The 17746-nt window shown below is 70.8% G+C and carries 12 protein-coding genes; 4 read left to right on the forward strand and 8 right to left on the reverse strand.

All coding sequences use genetic code 11. From position 1 onward, the window contains the following. Positions 1-3: 3 nt before the first annotated feature. Entirely contained in the window at positions 4-1281 is a 1278-nt protein-coding gene (locus ACIBG6_RS01950) for a DUF2254 domain-containing protein (protein WP_399220516.1), read from the reverse strand. Positions 1282-1491: 210 nt separating this feature from the next. Between ACIBG6_RS01950 and ACIBG6_RS01955 the strand changes: the two genes are divergently transcribed. Continuing rightward, complete coding sequence (locus tag ACIBG6_RS01955) at positions 1492-3342, forward strand: glycoside hydrolase family 15 protein (protein ID WP_399220517.1); 1851 nt, start codon at positions 1492-1494, stop codon at positions 3340-3342. A 16-nt stretch (positions 3343-3358) separates the two neighbouring features. Here the strand turns inward: ACIBG6_RS01955 and ACIBG6_RS01960 are convergent, their stop codons facing one another. The 7 genes from ACIBG6_RS01960 to ACIBG6_RS01990 form a co-directional block, all read right to left on the reverse strand. Further along, a complete protein-coding gene (locus ACIBG6_RS01960) occupies positions 3359-5134 on the reverse strand; it encodes a cation:proton antiporter (protein WP_399220518.1) in 1776 nt (591 codons plus the stop codon). Further along, positions 5131-6165, reverse strand: coding sequence for a cytochrome d ubiquinol oxidase subunit II (locus ACIBG6_RS01965; RefSeq protein WP_399220519.1), 1035 nt, complete (start codon positions 6163-6165; stop codon positions 5131-5133). Before ACIBG6_RS01965 ends, ACIBG6_RS01960 begins: the two co-directional genes overlap by 4 nt. Continuing rightward, entirely contained in the window at positions 6162-7622 is a 1461-nt protein-coding gene (locus ACIBG6_RS01970; RefSeq protein WP_399220520.1) for a cytochrome ubiquinol oxidase subunit I, read from the reverse strand. Before ACIBG6_RS01970 ends, ACIBG6_RS01965 begins: the two co-directional genes overlap by 4 nt. A gap of 42 nt (positions 7623-7664) precedes the next feature. Further along, positions 7665-8504: an SDR family oxidoreductase gene (locus tag ACIBG6_RS01975; RefSeq protein WP_399220522.1), complete on the reverse strand. Its 840-nt coding sequence runs from the start codon at positions 8502-8504 to the stop codon at positions 7665-7667. Positions 8505-8664: 160 nt separating this feature from the next. Beyond that, positions 8665-10245: a GMC oxidoreductase gene (locus tag ACIBG6_RS01980; RefSeq protein ID WP_399220523.1), complete on the reverse strand. Its 1581-nt coding sequence runs from the start codon at positions 10243-10245 to the stop codon at positions 8665-8667. A 151-nt stretch (positions 10246-10396) separates the two neighbouring features. Continuing rightward, entirely contained in the window at positions 10397-11314 is a 918-nt protein-coding gene (locus ACIBG6_RS01985; RefSeq protein ID WP_399221156.1) for a cyclase family protein, read from the reverse strand. 32 nt (positions 11315-11346) lie between these two features. Next, positions 11347-11616, reverse strand: a complete 270-nt coding sequence (locus tag ACIBG6_RS01990; RefSeq protein WP_399220524.1) for a hypothetical protein — start codon at positions 11614-11616, stop codon at positions 11347-11349. 230 nt (positions 11617-11846) lie between these two features. Between ACIBG6_RS01990 and ACIBG6_RS01995 the strand changes: the two genes are divergently transcribed. The 3 genes from ACIBG6_RS01995 (at position 11847) to ACIBG6_RS02005 (ending at position 17708) form a co-directional block, all read left to right on the forward strand. Continuing rightward, the gene (locus tag ACIBG6_RS01995; RefSeq protein ID WP_399220525.1) at positions 11847-15593 is read left to right on the forward strand and encodes a S8 family peptidase; all 3747 of its coding nucleotides are present in this window, start codon (positions 11847-11849) and stop codon (positions 15591-15593) included. 137 nt (positions 15594-15730) lie between these two features. Continuing rightward, entirely contained in the window at positions 15731-16732 is a 1002-nt protein-coding gene (locus ACIBG6_RS02000) for a transcriptional regulator TrmB (protein WP_399220526.1), read from the forward strand. A gap of 124 nt (positions 16733-16856) precedes the next feature. Then, on the forward strand, positions 16857-17708 hold the full coding sequence (locus ACIBG6_RS02005) for a universal stress protein (protein ID WP_399220527.1): 852 nt from the start codon (positions 16857-16859) through the stop codon (positions 17706-17708). The last annotated feature ends 38 nt before the right edge of the window (positions 17709-17746 follow it).

A 17746-nucleotide genomic window follows, 5' to 3' on the forward strand; every position in this document is an offset into this window, starting at 1 on the left:
GAGTCACCGCCCGCCGATGCCCTGGTGGTCGGCCTGCTCCGCGATGGCCCGGCGGGCCGGGTCGGTGAACTCCCGCTCGATCGACTCCTGGAGGAGGCGCAGCTCTGTGCGCAGGGCGGAGTGCTGCGGTGGCGGCAGGGTGTCGAGCAGACCGTCGAGCATGGCCCGGAGCCTCCGGCAGATCTGCACGGACGAACTGCCGTAGTCACGGATCTCGCAGACGGCGAGCTGGAGGTAGTCGTCCCAGTCCCGGCCCGGGAGCACGAGCCGGGCGTCCCCGCCGCGATCGGCCAGGACGTAACGTCCGGGGAGCCGCGTGCCGCCGACCGTGTGCAGGAACCACTCGATGTAGTTGATGACCTGCACGGCGGTCGTGGGGTCGTTCACCGCGGGGGAGAGGGCCCTGATCGCGATGTCGACGAGGACTCTCAGCGCGAAGGCGGGATCCTGTTCGATCGTGCGCTCGGCCCCGAGGGCCACGGAACCGGTCACCCGCCGCGGGTCGGGTCTGGACGTGCCGCCATGGACCTCCACCAGGACGGTGCCGGGCGGTACGAAGTCTCCGATCAGCCGCGTCACGACGAGGACGCAGTCGTGGCGGCCCGCCTCCGCGACCAGACCGGGCACGTCGAAGGCCTGGATGACGCCGCCGCGCTCGGTACGGATGCGCATCACCGGACCGTCCGACGGTACGGGTCCGCCCTCGCGGGGCGCGGCGCCCCGGATCGCCGCGGCGCCTTCGGTGAAGACGGTTTCTCCCAGGTGGGCGACCAACTCCGCGATGGCCACCGGTCGGAGGCGGTGGGTGAACCGGTTGAGGTAGACGAGCAGCAGGACCAGACTGACGGCCACCGCCGCACCGGCCAGGGTGACCCCGAGATCGGGGACCGACGAGGATTCGACGCTCCTCAGCAGGGAGAAGGCGAAGGCGAACGTCCCGGTGAAGGTCGCCAGGACCGCCTTCTGCAGCCGGTCCCGGTACCACAGGCGCATGTACCGGGGAGAGAGGGTTCCCGTGGCCTGTTGCACCACCAGCACGCCGATGGTGACGACGAACCCGAGCAGCGCCACCATCGCGCCCACGATGGCGGTGAGCACACCGCTCGCGGTCGTGGCGGAGTAGTGCCAGCCGCTCGGCGGCCAGTCCGCGCTGTCGGCGGCCAGGGCGGCCTCGGCGAGAAGCGCGCCGAGGACGAGACCGAGCATCGGCACGATCCACAGGCTGGCCTTGACGTACTGCCGCCACCTGAACCTGGCCGCCCAGGACGGCCTGACACCCATGCCACGCCCCCTTCGCGAAGGATCTCCTCCACCTCACGGTAGGGCGATTCCCGGACGCGCGCACAGCGACCTCGCCGTCACCCCGTGTCACGCTCTCGCCAGGACGGAGCGACACCGTCGGCCTAAGCTGATCGGGTGCAGTCCGGTCCACCGCACCCCGGGCGCGCTGATGCCCCGAATGCGGTCGACCGGGGCTGAAAGGGGCCCGCGATGGAGGACTATCCCCTGATCGAGGACCACGGTCTGATCGGCGATCTGCAGACCGCGGCGCTCGTGACGACCGATGCGACGATCGACTGGTTCTGCTGCCCCCGGTTCGATTCGCCCAGCGTCTTCGGCGCTCTGCTCGACCGGCGCAAGGGCGGCCACTTCACCGTGCGGCCGGTTGCGGACACGTACACGACCAAACAGCTCTACCACCCGGACACGGCCGTTCTGGTGACGCGCTTCATGACGGAGGCCGGGGCGGGGGAGGTCGTCGACTTCATGCCGGTGACCGGGACCACCGCGACGGACCGGCACCGTCTCGTCCGCATGCTCCGCTGCGTACGCGGCAGCATGACGTTCGAAGGGGAGTTCGCTCCGCGCTTCGACTACGGCCGGAAGCCGCACGAACTGCACGTCTCCGAGTACGGCGCCCTGTTCACCTCGGACGACCTGGCCTTCGCCGTCCACCCCGTTCGTGAGCCGCAGGACGAGCGGCTGCTGCGCATCCGCCGGGGAGAGAACGACGACCTGCAGTTCACCTTGAGCCTGCGGGCGGGTCAGCAGCGCGGCCTGGTCATGGAATCGGCCCCCGACGGGCCTCCGCGCGAGATCGGCCTGGAGGAGTTCGAGCGCCTCTTCGACGAGACCGTCGGCTTCTGGCGCTCCTGGCTGGGGCAGTCCACGTACTCCGGCCGGTGGCGGGAGGCGGTGGAACGTTCCGCCGTGACGCTGAAACTCATGACGTACGCGCCGACCGGCGCCCTGGTCGCCGCGCCCACGGCGGGCCTCCCCGAGCAGCTGGGCGGGGAGCGCAACTGGGACTACCGGTTCACCTGGATCCGTGACGCCTCCTTCTCGGTGTACGCCCTGCTGGGCCTGGGATTCAAGGAAGAGGCGTCCGCGTTCATCAACTGGCTGCACGACCGGGTGAAGCAGGAGGCAGGCCAGGACAACGGTTCGGGGCCGCTGAACATCATGTACCGGGTCGACGGCTCCGCCGACCTGGTCGAGGAGACCCTCGACCACTGGGAGGGATACCGCGGTTCCGCCCCGGTCCGCATCGGCAACGGAGCGGCGAGCCAGCTCCAGCTGGACATCTACGGTGAGGCGCTCGACAGCATCTACTTCACGCACCAGCACGGCATGCATCTCGACCACAACGGCTGGAAGGCCCTGCACACCCTGATCGACTGGTTGGCGGACCACTGGGATCAGCCCGACGAAGGGCTCTGGGAGACGCGCGGGGGCCGGAAGGACTTCACCTACGGTCGCGTCATGTCCTGGGTGGCCTTCGACCGCGCCCTGCGGATCGGCTACGACGACGGCCGTCCCGCGGCCGGCGGACGCTGGGTCGAGGCGCGGGACGAGATCTACGCGCAGGTGTTCGACCGTGGTTGGGACCCGGGAAAGCGGGCCTTCGTGCAGCACTACGGCGATGACGTGCTCGACTCGTCGCTGCTGCGCATGTCGACGGTCGGCTTCATCATGCCCGACGACCCTCTCTGGAAGTCCACTCTGGACGCGATGGAGCGTGAGCTGGTCAGCGACAGCCTCGTCTACCGCTACAACCCCGAGGCATCCCCGGACGGCCTGCGCGGCTCCGAGGGAACCTTCTCCCTGTGCACGTTCATGTACGTCGACGCCCTGGCCCGGGCCGGACGCACCGACATGGCCAGGCTGGTGCTGGAGAAGATGCTCACGTACGCCAACCACCTGGGGTTGTACTCCGAGGAGATCGACCTGACGGGACGACAGTTGGGCAACTTCCCCCAGGCCTTCACGCATCTGGCACTGATCGACGCCGCGATCACCCTGGACTCGATGCTCCAGGACACGCGGCGCGCCGGACGGTAGGCGGGCCGCGAGAGTCTCAGCGCGGTGCGGCGGTGGGCGCGGGCCCGAGGAGGACGACGGTGTCACCCTTCTGAGGCACGGTCTTCCGTCGCTCCGTGACGGGGTCCAGCCGTTGGTCCGCCCGTACCACGAACAGCGTGTCGTACTCCGGGGGCAGCGGGGCGGTGGCCGGCCGCACCGTGAACCGGGCTCCCCGCCCGTACCGCTCCGCGAGGACGTGGCGGACCAGGGAGCGTCCGAAGAGGATGTCGCCGCCGGTGTACGGAGCGACCACGCCGTGGCTGTCGTGCGGCGGCCCCACCCGGTAGACGGGGCCCTCGACGTTGTCCTGCATCACGATCGAGGCGAGCGCGTTGAAGTCGTCGTCTTCCGTGGCCAGGAAGACGGCCGTCACGCCCTCCAGACGGGCCCCGGGGTTGATGGCCGTGGCCAGCAGATCGCCCTTCGCCAGTTCGAGGCCCGCCCGCTTGATCCGTTCCCGTTCCTCGTCGAGTCCCGCCCACATCAGTACGTCGAGGCCCGCGGACCGCAGGGCGCTGCCCAGGTCGACCACCCACGGTTCACCGCCCACCAGGAGGACGCGGGTGCCCTCCGCCTTGACGACCCCCAGTCGTCTGGCCACCGGCGCCGCCGTCAGCGCGTAGAGCAGCACGGTTCCCACGATCACCAGGAAGGTGACGGGGAGGACCTTCGCCGCGCCGGGCACGCCCCGTTGCACCAGGCCGGCGGAGAAGGCCGACGCCGTCGCCGCCGCGACGATGCCGCGTGGGTCCATCCATCCGACGAAGGCGCGCTCGCCGCGTGAGAGGTCCGTGCGTGCCGCGGCGCCGAAGGCCACGATCGGGCGGACCACCAGGACGAGGATCGCGATCAGGCCGAGCGAGGGGAGGAGCACCGGCACCAGGGACGCCGGGGTGACGGTGGAGGAGATGGAGACGAACAGCAGCCCGATGATCAGCTGGACCAGGGTCTCCAGGAACGGGCGGCGCGCGGGCATGTCGAAGCCGCGGATGTTGGAGACGGCGAGGCCCGCCACGATCGCGGCGATGAGCCCCGTGTCGTCCCGCACGATGTCGCAGCCCGCGGATACGCCGATCACCACGGCGAGCTGGGCGAGGGTGCCCAGGGTCTCGCCGAGCCGCAGGGTGCGCAGGGTGAACCAGAGCAGAGCGGTTGCCACGATCCCGCCCGCCAGCCCGAAGGCGAGGCTGAGCATGAACTGCCCCAGCTGGTAGCCCCGGCCGATGTCGATCTGATGGGACGAGGCGACCGCGTGGAAGGTGAGGGCGCCGAGGATGGCGCCGATCGGGTCGGTCAGCGTCCCTTCCCAGATCAGGATGCGCCGCACCTTGTCGCTCGGCCGTACGAAGTCGAGGATCGGCCCCACGACCGTGGGCCCGGAGACGACGAGGATCATGCCGAGCATCGCGGCCACGCGCAGGGGCATGTCGAACATCGCCGGTGCCACCATCCCGGTGACGAGGAAGGTGAGCAGCACGCCGTACACGAGCAGCCTGCCCACGATCCCCCGGGTGTGGTGGGCCAGCTTGCGCAGGTCGAGTCCGAGACCGGCGTCGTAGAGGATCACCGCGACGGCCAGCGACACCATGGCGGAGAAGTCCGGGCCCAGCAGGTTCTCCGGGTGGATGACGTCCGTGATCGCGCCGGCGGCGAACCCGACGGGCAGCAGGATGATCAGGGCCGGCACACGCAGTTTGCTCGCGAGGATCTGCGAGCCGGTGGCGAGCACCACCGTCAGGGCGAGTCCGAGAAGGATCTCGTCGTCGGTCACCGCGGTTTCCTTTCTGCTCGTAGGTCGGCGTCGGTGAGCTCCTCCAGCTCGCCGCGGGCGTCGAGCCGGTAGAGGAAGACGACGGCCGGTACGACGAGCACCAGGGCCACGAGGGTCACGAACGCCAGCCACGTGAGGGTGGCGGGCGCGCCGGCGGCGTCGGCGACGGTCAGCGAGGTGGGCAGCAGGTAGGGGCGCTGGGCCATGCCCCAGGCGAGGACCGCGGACGCGACGACGATGACCGCCGAGAGGCGCAGCCACATGCCCGGTGTACGCGGGAGCAGCCGGCCGGTCGCGAGTGCGGCCACTCCGGCGAGGGCGACGAAGAGCAGTCCCAGGCCGTGGGTGAGTCCGTGCCACACGTAAGGGGAGTCCTCATGGGTGACGAACCCGGTGACCACGGCCAGGACGGTCAGCACGCCGAGACTGCCCAGCGCCCGCCGCCTGAAGTAGCCGACGAGATCGGGCGCCTCGAATCTGCGGGCGTCACCGGTGAGGAACACCGCGCCGAGGAACGCCGTGGTCGCGATCGCCACCAGTCCGAACACGAGGGAGGTGGGGTTGATCCAGGCGTCGGCCGAGGCCGTCGTACCGGGCGTGACGCGTCCCGACGCGACGCCTCCGACGGCGGCTCCGAGGAAGAACGGCGTCACGAGCGAGGCCACGGCGAACACGGCACCGAACAGGCGTCGTCCGGCGAGCCGCCGGGTGGGCTTGCGGAAGGCGAAACCGGCGCCACGCAGGACCATGCCCACCACCGCCAGGGCCAGCGGCAGCCACATCGCGGAGAACACGGTCTGGAAGAGGGTGGGGAAGCCGGTCCACATGACGACGAGGACGAAGACGAGCCAGACGTTGTTCACTTCCCACACCGGAGCCATGGCGTGGTCGATGAGCCACCGGGGGCGCCGCCCGCGTTCCGTCCCTCCGGCGGTCAGGTCCCAGAAGCCGGCCCCGTAGTCCGTGCCGCCGGCGCAGGCGTACGCGGTCACGGCGAGGAGCAGCACGACGGCGATGAGGTCGGCGGTCACGGGCGACCGTTCCCCGCGCGACCGTTCGCGGAGGCGTCCTGCGCGGCCCGTGGTCCGTAGGGGGTGTCGGCCTCGGGCTCCGGTGCCGCACCACCCGCCGCACCCTGTTCGTCCGCGAGCCGCCAGCGCGTCCGCATCGACAGCAGGACGCGGAGGAACGTACCGAACAGGAGGACGTACACCACCATGACCACGCCGAGCATGATCCACAGGGTGCCGGCGCGGGTCGACGTCACCGCCTCGGCGACCCGCGTGTTCTCGTACACGATCCAGGGCTGGCGTCCCACCTCGGTGGCGATCCAGCCGCACTCGACGGCCACCACGGACGCCACGCCCGCACAGGCCGCCGAGCGGTAGAACCACGCCGAGGCGGGCGGTCGGCGGTGCCGCAACCAGACGAACCCGTACCAGAGGGCGAGCAGGACCATCGCGGATCCGATCAGGACCATGATGTCGAAGGCCCAGTGGGCGATGGTCGCCTGGGTCGCGGTGGGGCGCTGGTCCGCGGGGACGGAGGTCAGTCCCACCACTTCGGTGTTCGGACTGAACCCGGCCAGGACCGAGTCGAGGAGCGGGATCTTGATGCCGCCCGAGACGGTGCCGTCCTCGTGGAGCCTCCCGAAGAGGTACTCCGGTACCCGGGTGTCGGTCTTCCAGACGATCTCCATCGCGGCGAACTTCACCGGCTGCTTGTGGAACACCGACCGGGCGATGGCGTCGCCGAGGACGAACTGCACCGGGGTGGCGACGGCGGCGATGGTGAAGGGGACGGTGAAACCGAGCCGGTGGTAGTGGTCCCGGCGGCCGCGCAGCCAGCCGACGGCATAGACCCCGGCCACCATGAAGCCCGCCGTGATGATCATCGCCACGACGAAGTGCCAGTACTGCGGTCCGAACATTGGCGTGAAGATCGCCTTCCAGACGTTCACGTCGACCGGGTTGCCCGCGGAGTCGAGCGAGAATCCCTGCGGCGTGTTCATCCAGGAATTGGCGGCCAGGATGCCGAACGCTCCGAGCAGCGCGGCGAACGGCAGGGGCAGTCCGAGGAGGAAGTGCGTCCGCGGCTTCAGCCGCCGCCAGCCGTACAGGTAGATCGCGATGAGCACGGCCTCCAGGAAGAAGGCCCAGGCCTCGACGCCGAATCCGATGCCGAAGACATCACCCCACCGCCCCATCAGGCCGGGCCAGAGCAGACCGAACTCGAACGACAGCACCGTGCCCGTGACGATGCCGAGCGCGAACTGCACCGCCATGACGGCCGACCAGCGCCGCGCCAGGAGCAGGGCCGTGGGGTCCGCGCGGCGCAGCCCGCGGTAGTGCATGACCAGGGTGATGAAGGGGAAGGCGACGCCCAGGGGTACCAGGATGATGTGGGAGGCCAGCGTGAAGGCCATGAGTTCCCGGGCCGGCAGGAGTTGGGCCGGGGCATCCGCCAGCAGGTGGAGCGAGGTGGACATGCAAGCCTTCGCTGTTCGTGGACGTGACAGGCCGGGAGACGGTCAGCCGCCCGTGGCGAAGCCCGGGAAGAGCGTCATGCCGCCGTCGACGTACAGGGTGGTCCCCACCACGTAGTCCATGAGGTCGGAGGCGAGTGCGACGACGGCATGGGCGATGTCCTCGGGGTCGCCGATCCGGTCGTACGGGATGAGCCGCAGGAGGTCCTCCCGCGCCTCGGGCGTCTCCCAGGCAGCGCGGTTGATCGGCGTCCTGATCGCCCCCGGGGCGATCGCGTTCACCCGGATCTTCTCCGGCGCCAGCTCCTGCGCCAGGGTCCGCATCATCATCTGCACCCCGCCCTTGGAGGACGCGTAGTTGACGTGCCCCGACCAGGGGATGAGCTGGTGCACCGAGCTCATGCAGATGATCTTCCCGGCGGAGCGGGAGACCTCGGGGACCACGCCCCTGCGCCGGAACTCCTTGGCCGCCTCCCGGGCGCACAGGAACTGACCGGTGAGATTGACGTCGATGACCTTCTGCCACTGCGCGAGGGTCATGTCCGTGAGCCGCGCGTCCCGCTGCAGTCCCGCGTTGGCCACGAGGACGTCGATGGTGCCGAACTCCTCGACCATCCGCGTCGTCATGGCGACGACCTGGTCCTCCTGGGACACGTCGGCCTCGTACGCCGCGGCGCGCACCCCGAACGAGGCGATCTCCCGGACCACCTCTTCGGCGGCCTCCCGGCCCGCCACGTAGTTCACGACCACGTCGGCGCCCGCGCGGCCCAGACCGATGGCCGTGGCCTTGCCGATGCCCGAATTGGCGCCGGTGACCAGCGCCTTCTGGCCGTGCAGCAAGCGCTCCGGGATCACGCTCCGCGGTGCCCCCACAGTGGAATCCATTCCCTGCCTCCTCGCTGCGCGGTCGCGCCGAGCCCGGGACCGGCGCGGCCGGGCGTCTCACGCAATCACCCGATGAGGCGGTCGGCCTCTCCTCCGAATCGTCGTTGCGCCGTTGAGCCCAGCATCTTCCTCCGGACGGACCAGCGGACGGGCGCCGTGCTCAACCCAGCCGGGCCACGAGGTGGTCCCCGACCCGGAGGGCGTTGGCGATGGCCGTCAAGGACGGGTTGACCGCGCCGATGCTCGGGAAGAAGCTCGTGTCGACCACGTACAGGTTGTCGAGGTCGTGGGCCTTGCAGTCGACGTCGAGTGCGGAGGTGGCGGGGTCGGTGCCGAATCGGACGGTGCCCGCCTGGTGCGCCGTCGCACCGATCGGCATGCCCTTGTGCAGGTAGATGCTGCGGGACAGCAGGTGGTGCTCGTGCATGCCGAGGTGGCCGAGCATGCCCTGCAGCTTGTGCCGCAACCGCCTCAGGCCTTCGACGTTGTTCTTCTCGTCGAGGGCGAGACGGATGCGGGCGTCGCCGTCGAGAGTGACCCGGTTGTCCGGCAGGGGGAGATCCTCACCGCACAGCCAGAAGTCGACGGCGTGGTGCGCCAGCACCTCGAACGGCATGTCGGGTGTCACCGCACCGGCCCATCGGGGGGCCTCGCCGTGGATCTGTTCGGCGTCCGACTTGCCCAGCATCTGGATGCCGCCCAACGGGAAGTCCCAGTCGTCCGCGCCGAAGTACCAGTCGTTGAGGGCGAGGGTCTTCTGGAACCGGGTGTCATTGGGTTCCTTCGACACCGCCATCAGGGCGAGGTTGTTGTGCCGCATGTAGAACCGGCCGACCACGTCCGAGCTGTTGGCGAGGCCACGGGGATGGTGTTCGTTCGCCGAGGCCAGCAGCAGCGCGGCGGAGTTCACCGCCCCGCACGAGACGACGACCACGTCCGCCGTGTACCGGACCTCCGAGCCGTCCGCCAGCCGGCCGACGACCGCGCTGACGCTGTGCCCCCGGGCGTCGGTCTCCAGACGGACCACCTGGGTGTGCGTGACCATCTCGACGTTGGGGTGTTCCAGGGCCGGACCCACACAGATCACCTCGGCGTCGGACTTCCCTCGCACCAGGCACGGAAAGCCGTCGACGCGGTCGCATCGGATGCAGACGCTGGAGTGGGCGGCCCGCCCCCCGTCCTCCTGGGTCAGATCGACGCCGATCGGCAGGTGGAACGGGTGCAGGCCGCGCCTCTCGAGGTCGTCGCTCAGCTGCTGGATGCGCGGCTCGTGCTCCACCGGCGGACGGGCGTACTGCGCGCTCACCGGGCCTTCGCCGGGATCCTCGCCGTGCCGTCCGTGGACGAGGTAGAGGTGCTCGGCCTGCGTGTAGTACGGCTCCAGATCCTCGTACCGGATCGGCCAGGCCGGGGACATTCCGCCGTGATGCCGGATCTCGCCGAAGTCCTCCGGACGCAGCCGGAAGAGGGCGGCCCCGTAGAACTTGGTGTTGCCACCGACGTAGTAATTGACCTCGGGCGGGAACTCGTCGCCGTTCTTGTCCAGCCAGAACTCCGGCGCACGGTACTTGCCCCTGACGAACACGGCCGTCGAGTCCCAGTTGTCCCGCTCCCGCGGAAGGTAGCCGCCGCGTTCGACAAGGAGGACGCGCTTGCCGGACGGGGCGAGCCGATGGGCGAGAGTGCCTCCGCCGGCGCCGGTGCCGATGATGACGACGTCGTAGTGAGGGGCGTCGCCCATGGCGACCACCGTCCTTGGAATCATGGCCCCGACCTGGTGTCAGGCACCTGGCGCCCCGCTGGGCGAGGGTCCGGCGGCCCACCTCCTTCGAACGTAGCCGCCCTCCTCGTGGAGGGCGACCGGAGGGCGGGCAAGCTGGCACGCGTACGGTTCACAGCACCGCTATGGGGTTCACGGGCGATCCCGTGGCTCCGGTCAGCCGCAGAGGGGCGACCACGCACAGGAAACTCCAGCGCCCGGTCCGCGCGCAGACCGGGACGAGGTCCTCGAACCGCAGGTAGTCCATGAGGTGGACCCCCATGGCATGGATGGCCAGGACGTGCACGGGGAAGGCGACGTCGTCCACCACGGCGGGCGCGGTGTCGTTGTTGCCGTCTCCGCCCAGAGCCGCGACGTGGCGCTCGGCCAGGAAGTCCACGGCGGTCGGGTGGAGACCGGCGCGTGCCCCGGCCGAGTCCCACGGCCCGAGTTCGGTGCGCCGAAGGCGATGACCCACCCTGACGAACAGCAGGTCGCCCGGTCCGACACGGACCCCCTGCGCGGCCTCGGCGGCCGTCAGGTCGTCCGAGGTCACAGAGTCGCCCGGCTCCAGCCAGGGCACGCCACGCAGCCGCGGGACGTCCAGCAGGACCCCCCGGCCGACGATGCCGTTCTCGAGCACGTCGACGGAGAGCCGCCGGGCGCCGTCGGCGGTCACGGTACGCGCGGGCACCCCGCCGTAGAGCTCCCCGCCGAACACCACATGACAGAGGGCGTCGAGATGACTGTCCGCGTCGCCGTGCACGTTCATGGCGAAGCGGTCCGTGGCGAAGTGGAGCGCGTCCGAGCCGAGTTCGCTCGCGCTCGGCCCGGTCATCCGGTGTACGGCGGGCTCGGGATCGTCAGGACCTCGCACGGTCTCGATCGGAGCCGCCAGCGACACCGTGTCCCCCGTGCGGACTTCCGCGGCGGCCGCTGCCACCCGCTCGGGCGTCAGATGACGGAGCGCGCCGCACCGGCCGTCCACGGCCGGCGGCGCCGCCTGGTTCCGGAGCCGCTCGTAGAGCGACCGGAACTCGCGCGCGGACATGCCGCTCGCCGTGGGCGGCTCCACGGACGGCGTCATGAGTACCTCCATGGGCTCAGTCCCCGCCGTCCGGGTTCGGCCAGGGTGTCGCCCGTGTACACCTGTACGCAGCTGGTTCCCTCGCCGAGCCAGAGATCGATGCCCCGCAAGCCGGAGGGGTCCGCCGGCCGGACGATCGCCCGCCCGTCAGGGTCGCGGTCGAGTCGCTCCGCGAGGAGACGCCCCACGGTCGACGTGCCCGACCCGGCGACGCCGACGACGAGAACCGGCCGCGGCGGCTCACCGGTCGCTTCTTCGCGTGCCATGGTCCGACGGGCTCCTCCATGTCGTCTGCCCGCCGAGGCGTCTCCGTCCGGCGGGTCGGATACCTCCCATCTGACCCCCGCCGTCCCCCGGGCGCATGTCGGCACCCGCGTCCGTACGGCGTCGTTCCGCCCGGAATCGCGCGGTTCACGGCTGACAAGCCTCTGCCATGGCGAGGACTTGCCGTCATGAGGCCTTCACGGCGGTGTTCACCGGTCGATAGACCCATGGCATGAACTCCCCCTCTGATCCTTCCGGCCTTCGGCGTGGGCGCCGACGGCTGATCGCGGCGGCCACCGCGGCCCTGCTGGCCTCGGGGCTCGCCGTTCTGCAGGCACCCGCACAAGCCGCCCCCGCACAAGCCGCCCCCGCCAAGCCCACCGCCCCCGCCAAGCCCTCGGCGACCCACCAGGTCACTCTCGTCACCGGCGACGTCGTCACGGTCACCACGGCCGCCGACGGCAAGCAGATCGCCGACGTCGACCGGCCCGACAGCGCCGTCGGCGGCGTGAAACTCCAAGAGATCAAGGGCGACTTGTACGTCATCCCGGACGAGGCGGCGCCGCTCCTGGGAACGGACAGGCTGGACCGGCGGCTGTTCAACGTCACCGACCTCATCGAGATGGGGTACGACGACGCGAAGGCGGCCGCCGTACCGCTGATCGCCACCTACGCCGAGCCGACGTCCCGCGCGGCCGCCGAGCCGACGGCTCCCCGCGGCAGCAAGCTGACCCGCAAGCTCACCGGCATCCGCGGCGCCGCGCTCAGCACCGAGAAGCGGCAGACCCGCACCTTCTGGACCTCCGTCGCGCCCCAGGGCAGCGACACACTGGGCGCCGGAGTCGCGAAACTGTGGCTCGACGGTCGCGTGAAGGCCAGCCTGAAGGAGAGCGTGCCGCTGATCGGCGCGCCCGAGGCCTGGGCGGCCGGCTACACCGGCAAGGGCGTCAAGGTGGCCGTGCTCGACACCGGCATCGACGCCGGCCACCCCGACTTCGCCGGCCTCGTCGACGGCACGGCCAGCTTCGTGCCGGGTGAGGGCGTCACCGACGTCAACGGGCACGGTACGCATGTGGCCGGCACGATCGTCGGTTCGGGCGCCGCCTCCGGTGGTGACCACAAGGGTGTCGCGCCCGGTGCCGACCTGTACGTCGGCAAGGTCCTCGGCGGCGCGGAGGGCTACGGCCAGGACTCCTGGGTCATGGCCGGAATGCAGTGGGCCGCCGAATCCGGTGCCGATGTCGTCAACATGAGCCTCGGCGACTCCTATCCGACCGACGGCAGCGACCCGATGTCGCAGACGGTCGACGCGCTGTCCGCGCGGTACGGCACCCTCTTCGTCATAGCCGCCGGCAACTCCGGCCCGGAGAGCATCTCGGCCCCGGGCGCGGCGGCGTCGGCGCTGACCGTGGCCGCCACGGACAAGGAGGACCGGCTCGCGTCCTTCTCCAGCACCGGCCCGCTGGCCGGATCCGGAGGCATGAAGCCGGACATCGCGGCACCGGGCGTGGACATCACCGCCGCCCGCTCCCAGGCGATGACCGACGGCGGGGAGGGCCTCTACCGCGCCATCAGCGGTACGTCGATGGCCACCCCGCACGTGGCCGGCGCGGCGGCGATCCTGGCCCAGCAGCACCCGGACTGGACCGGCGCGCAGCTCAAGGAACACCTGACGAGCACCGCGAAGGGCCTGGACGGCGGCTACTCGCCGTACGAGGTCGGCACCGGCCGCCTCGACGTGGCCGCCGCCGTGCGCACCACGCTCCGGGCCACCGGGTCGCTCTTCTTCGGCAACTACACCTGGCCGCACGAGCCGGGCGACGTCGCCGTCACGAAGGACCTGACCTTCACCAACACCGGTTCCGCCGACGTCACCCTCGACCTGACGCCGACCGACGACGACGGCCCGTTCACGCTGGGAGCCGACAAGGTGACCGTCCCGGCAGGCGGCACCGCCGCCGTCCCGGTGACCGGTGACCCGCGGACCGCCTCGGCCGGTCGACACGTCGGCTACGTGACGGCCACCGACGCCGCCACGGGACAGCCGGTGACCCGCACGTCCGTGGCGCTGCTCAAGGAGGAGGAGCGCTACGACCTGAACATCACGCTCGTCGGCAAGGACGGCAAGCCCGCCGCCGGCTGGGTCGGCGTCAACCTGGCCGGCGACCCCTGGCCGTGGAACGTCTACGTCGAGGGCTCGACCACCATGCGCATGGCGCCCGGTCTGTACACCGTCGCGGCGTACGTCGACGTGCCCGGCGAGAAGGCGGACCGCTCGGGCATGGCCGTGCTGGTCGACCCGGAGACCGTGCTCGAGGACGGCTCCGCGGACGTCGTCCTCGACGCGAGCAAGGCGCGCCTGCTCCGGACCGAGGCGCCGCAGCGCACCGAGGACCGCCAGCGCAAGGTCGACTTCAACGTCCACTACGAGGGCCTCGACCCGTACATGGACTACCGCAGCGCGTACGTGGTGCCGCCGGCGTACGACGATGTCTACGTCTCGCCGACGGAGGCGATGACGCGGGGCGAGTTCATGCTGATCACCCGCTGGCGCAAGGGCGAGCCGCAGCTCGGCCTGAGCGCGCTGGGCGGCCGGCTCCCGTTCGAGACGTCGGTACAGGCGGGCAGCGCACTCGGCACCGGCACGGACACGCTGCGCGCCGTCTACGCGGGGACCGGCGCGGCGGCCGCGTACGAGAACGTGACGGCCAAGGGCAAGATCGTCGTCGTCGAACGCAGCGACGAGGTCTCGCCGCAGGAGCGCACCGAGGCCGCGGTCGCGGCCGGCGCGAAGGCGCTGATCGTGGTCAACGACCGTGCCGGTGGCCTGATGGAGTACGTCGGCGAGTCCACCATCCCCGTCGCCACCGTGCACCGCGACGCGGGCAAGGGCCTCGTCGCGATGGCCAAGGCAGGCGTCTTCACCCTGACCGTGAAGCAGACAGAGCACACGCCCTTCGTCTACGACCTGACCCGCGACTACCCCGGCAGGGTGCCGGACCGGGCCCTCGTCTACACGCCGAGCAAGGCGGACCTCGCCCGGATCGACGCCCGCTACTACGCGGCGGCCGGCGGCCGGGTCGCGGAAGGCTACCGGTCCGACTTCACCCTCAGCCCGTCGTTCAACTTCCCCGAGCGCGAGTGGCACCCGGGCACCCGCACGGAGTGGGTGACCCCGGGCCAGGTCTGGAGGGAGTTCCACACGCAGGGCGTCGACGGACCGCTGCCGTGGTCGATGGTGTCCGGCGACAACACGTACGCCAAGGGCAGCACCACCCGCCTGGACTGGTTCGCTCCGGCGACCCGGCCCGGCCAGAGCGAGTCGTTCGGCGTGTACAACTCCCGCTGGCAGAACTACATGACCTGGAACGTGCAGGCGTGGGCCTCCGCGAGCGACACCATGCGTCTCGGCGGCTACCTGCCGTGGGGTGAGACACCGTCCCACCTGCAGGTCTTCCAGGGTGACACGCTGATCCACGACAACCCGAACAGCGGCGACATGCAGTGGGTGGAGGTGCCGGCGGGCAACCTTCCCTACCGCGCCGTCCTCGACGTGGAGCGGCCCGGCGACGTCTTCCGGCTGTCGACGCGCACCCACACCGAGTGGACCTTCCTGTCCGACACCGTCGACTCGGACCGCTTCGAGCCGTTCTCCGTACTGAACCTGGACTACCGGCTGGAGACGGACCTGCACGGCGACGTCAAGGCCGGCGCGACCCAGGAGATCGCGCTCAAGCCGGTGTCCATGAACCTCGGGACCGTACCGGGCACCGTCACCAAGGTGACGCTGGACGTCTCGTACGACGACGGCGCCCGCTGGCAGAAGGTGACGCTGGCCAAGCGGGCCGACGGTACCTGGACGGGTTCGTTCAGGACGGCCAAGGAGCCCGGCGGCTTCGTCTCGCTCCGCGCGAGCGCCGGAACGGACAGCGGCTTCGGCGTCACGAACGAGATCATCCGGGCGTACGGCCTGCGATGAGCTACGCCGTCGGGCCCCGGGGAGGCGACTCCCCGGGGCCCTTCCCCTCACACCTGCTCCCATCAGGGACTATTCAAGGTCTGCCGCCATGGCGGATACTCTCCCCGCTGCGGCAAGCGGAGGAGAGACGAACGCCGATGCTGGATGTCCTTGGCCTCGATCCCGACGACGAGCGCGTCTACCGGGCGCTGCTCGGACGGCCGGACTCCACCGCGACCCTCCTCGCCGACGTCGCCGACCCGGCCGCCCTGTCGCAGGCCCACGTCGACACGGCGTTGTCCCGCCTCGTCGAGTGGGGGCTCGCGACCAGGTCGGCGGACGGACGGTTCACCGCCGCGCCGCCGGCCATGGCGCTCGGCGCCCTCATCAGCCAGCGGCGGGACGGGCTGCGCATGGCCGAGCATGCCCTCGTGACCTTCGCCGAGGAGCACCGGGCGGCGATGACCGGGAGCAGCATCAGCGACCTGATCGAGGTCGTCACGGGCGTCGACGCCATCCGGCACCGGTTCCTCCAGGTGCAGCAGGCGGCCCGTACCCAGGTCCGCTCCTTCATCACCGCGCCGTTCGTCGCCCTGCCGCCCGACGAGAACACGGCCGAACCCATGGCCATCGGCCGGGGCGTGCACTTCCGCGCCGTACTGGACCGGGCCGTCCTGGCGGAACCCGGCATCATCGACGACGCGATCGACTCCCTGGGCAAGGGCGTGCACCTGCGTGTCGCCGACGAACTGCCGATGAAACTCGTCCTGGCCGACGCCGACCTCGGACTCGTCCCGCTCGCGGTCACGGCGGCCGGAGAACCCGGCGCCGTGCTGCTGCACCGCAGTGGCCTCCTGGACGCCTTGGACGCACTCTTCGAGACGGTGTGGCGCACCGCCCGCCCCCTGGAACTGGCGGGCACCGGCCGAGAGGCCGATCCGGCCGTCGAAGTCGGCGCGGAAGGCCCCACCGACCTCGACCGAAGGATCCTCGCCCTGCTCCTGGCCGGCCTGACGGACCTGACCGCCGCGACACAACTCGGTCTGTCACCGCGCACGCTGCACCGGCGCCTGCGCCACCTCATGGACCTGGCCGGAGTGAGGACCCGGATGCAGCTGGGCGCCCACGCGATACGCAACGGCTGGGCAGAGGTGCCCTGAACCGGACAAGAGCGTCGTCCGCCAGATGGGGCACTTCGGCAGCGTCGCCGAAGACCATGCACACCAGGGCTCCAGCGCCTCGGTAGCTTCGCTGTCGACGATGGCCCGAGGCGAGGAGAGCGGCATGTCCCGACCGATCACCGTGGGAGTGGACGGCTCAGAGGGAAGCGTGGCGGCGGTGGACTGGGCCGCCGACGAGGCGACGCTGCGCGGCGACGGCCTGCGGCTGGTGTACGCCACGCTGTGGGCGGAGCATCAGCTGGGGGCGATGAAGGTGTCGCACGCCGACCGTGCCGGCGAGGCGGAAGGCGTCCTGGCAGCGACCGAGCGGCGTGTCGGTTCCCGGCAGCCGGACCTCGCCATCACCGCCGACGAGGTCGAGGACGCCCCCGTCAACGTGCTGCTCTCCGCTGCTTCCCAGGCGGAGTTGCTCGTCGTGGGCTCGCATGGGTTGGGCAGCGTCCGCGGCTTCGTCGTCGGTTCGGTAGGACAGGAGGTCGTCGCGGGAGCAGACCGTCCGGTGGTTCTCGTTCGCCCCGGATACGAGCAGGACGGTTCCGGCGCGTCCGAGGGGAGCAGCCACCGGAAGGTCGTCCTCGGTCTCGATGTGAACGACGTCAAGGACGAGCTCCTGCACTTCGCGTTCGACTTCGCAGGACGCCACCGCGTCCCGCTGGAGATCGTGCACACGTGGCACCATTCCTTCGTCCACCACCCCGACGCGGCCACGAAGGACGAGCGGGCGTCAGCGCTCTCCACCGCGGTGCGACCCTTCCGGGACAGGTATCCGGCGACGGAGGTGGCGGAGGTGTCCGCCCCGGGACGGGCGGCCGAGCACCTCATCGATGCCGCGTCGGACGCCCGCCTCGTGATCGTCGGCCGGCGCGGGGCGGCCAGGGGCGCCCACATCGGATCGGTCACCCACGCCGTCATCCACCACGCCCCCTGTCCCGTGGCCGTCGTACCGCACACGTGACAGGTGGGGACGGCGGACAACGTCCACGTTTCACTGCC

Source organism: Streptomyces sp. NPDC050842 (genome assembly GCF_044456565.1).
Lineage (GTDB): Bacteria > Actinomycetota > Actinomycetes > Streptomycetales > Streptomycetaceae > Streptomyces.

Excerpts from the sequence above, each read along its gene's own strand:
- ACIBG6_RS01985 (WP_399221156.1), bottom strand. The coding sequence starts at position 11,314 with ATGTCCGCGCGCGAGTTCCGGTCGCTCTACGAGCGGCTCCGGAACCAG.
- ACIBG6_RS01980 (WP_399220523.1), bottom strand. The coding sequence starts at position 10,245 with ATGGGCGACGCCCCTCACTACGACGTCGTCATCATCGGCACCGGCGCC.
- ACIBG6_RS02000 (WP_399220526.1), top strand. The coding sequence starts at position 15,731 with ATGCTGGATGTCCTTGGCCTCGATCCCGACGACGAGCGCGTCTACCGG.
- ACIBG6_RS01950 (WP_399220516.1), bottom strand. The coding sequence starts at position 1,281 with ATGGGTGTCAGGCCGTCCTGGGCGGCCAGGTTCAGGTGGCGGCAGTAC.
- ACIBG6_RS02005 (WP_399220527.1), top strand. The coding sequence starts at position 16,857 with ATGTCCCGACCGATCACCGTGGGAGTGGACGGCTCAGAGGGAAGCGTG.
- ACIBG6_RS01990 (WP_399220524.1), bottom strand. The coding sequence starts at position 11,616 with ATGGCACGCGAAGAAGCGACCGGTGAGCCGCCGCGGCCGGTTCTCGTC.
- ACIBG6_RS01975 (WP_399220522.1), bottom strand. The coding sequence starts at position 8,504 with ATGGATTCCACTGTGGGGGCACCGCGGAGCGTGATCCCGGAGCGCTTG.
- ACIBG6_RS01995 (WP_399220525.1), top strand. The coding sequence starts at position 11,847 with ATGAACTCCCCCTCTGATCCTTCCGGCCTTCGGCGTGGGCGCCGACGG.
- ACIBG6_RS01955 (WP_399220517.1), top strand. The coding sequence starts at position 1,492 with ATGGAGGACTATCCCCTGATCGAGGACCACGGTCTGATCGGCGATCTG.
- ACIBG6_RS01970 (WP_399220520.1), bottom strand. The coding sequence starts at position 7,622 with ATGTCCACCTCGCTCCACCTGCTGGCGGATGCCCCGGCCCAACTCCTG.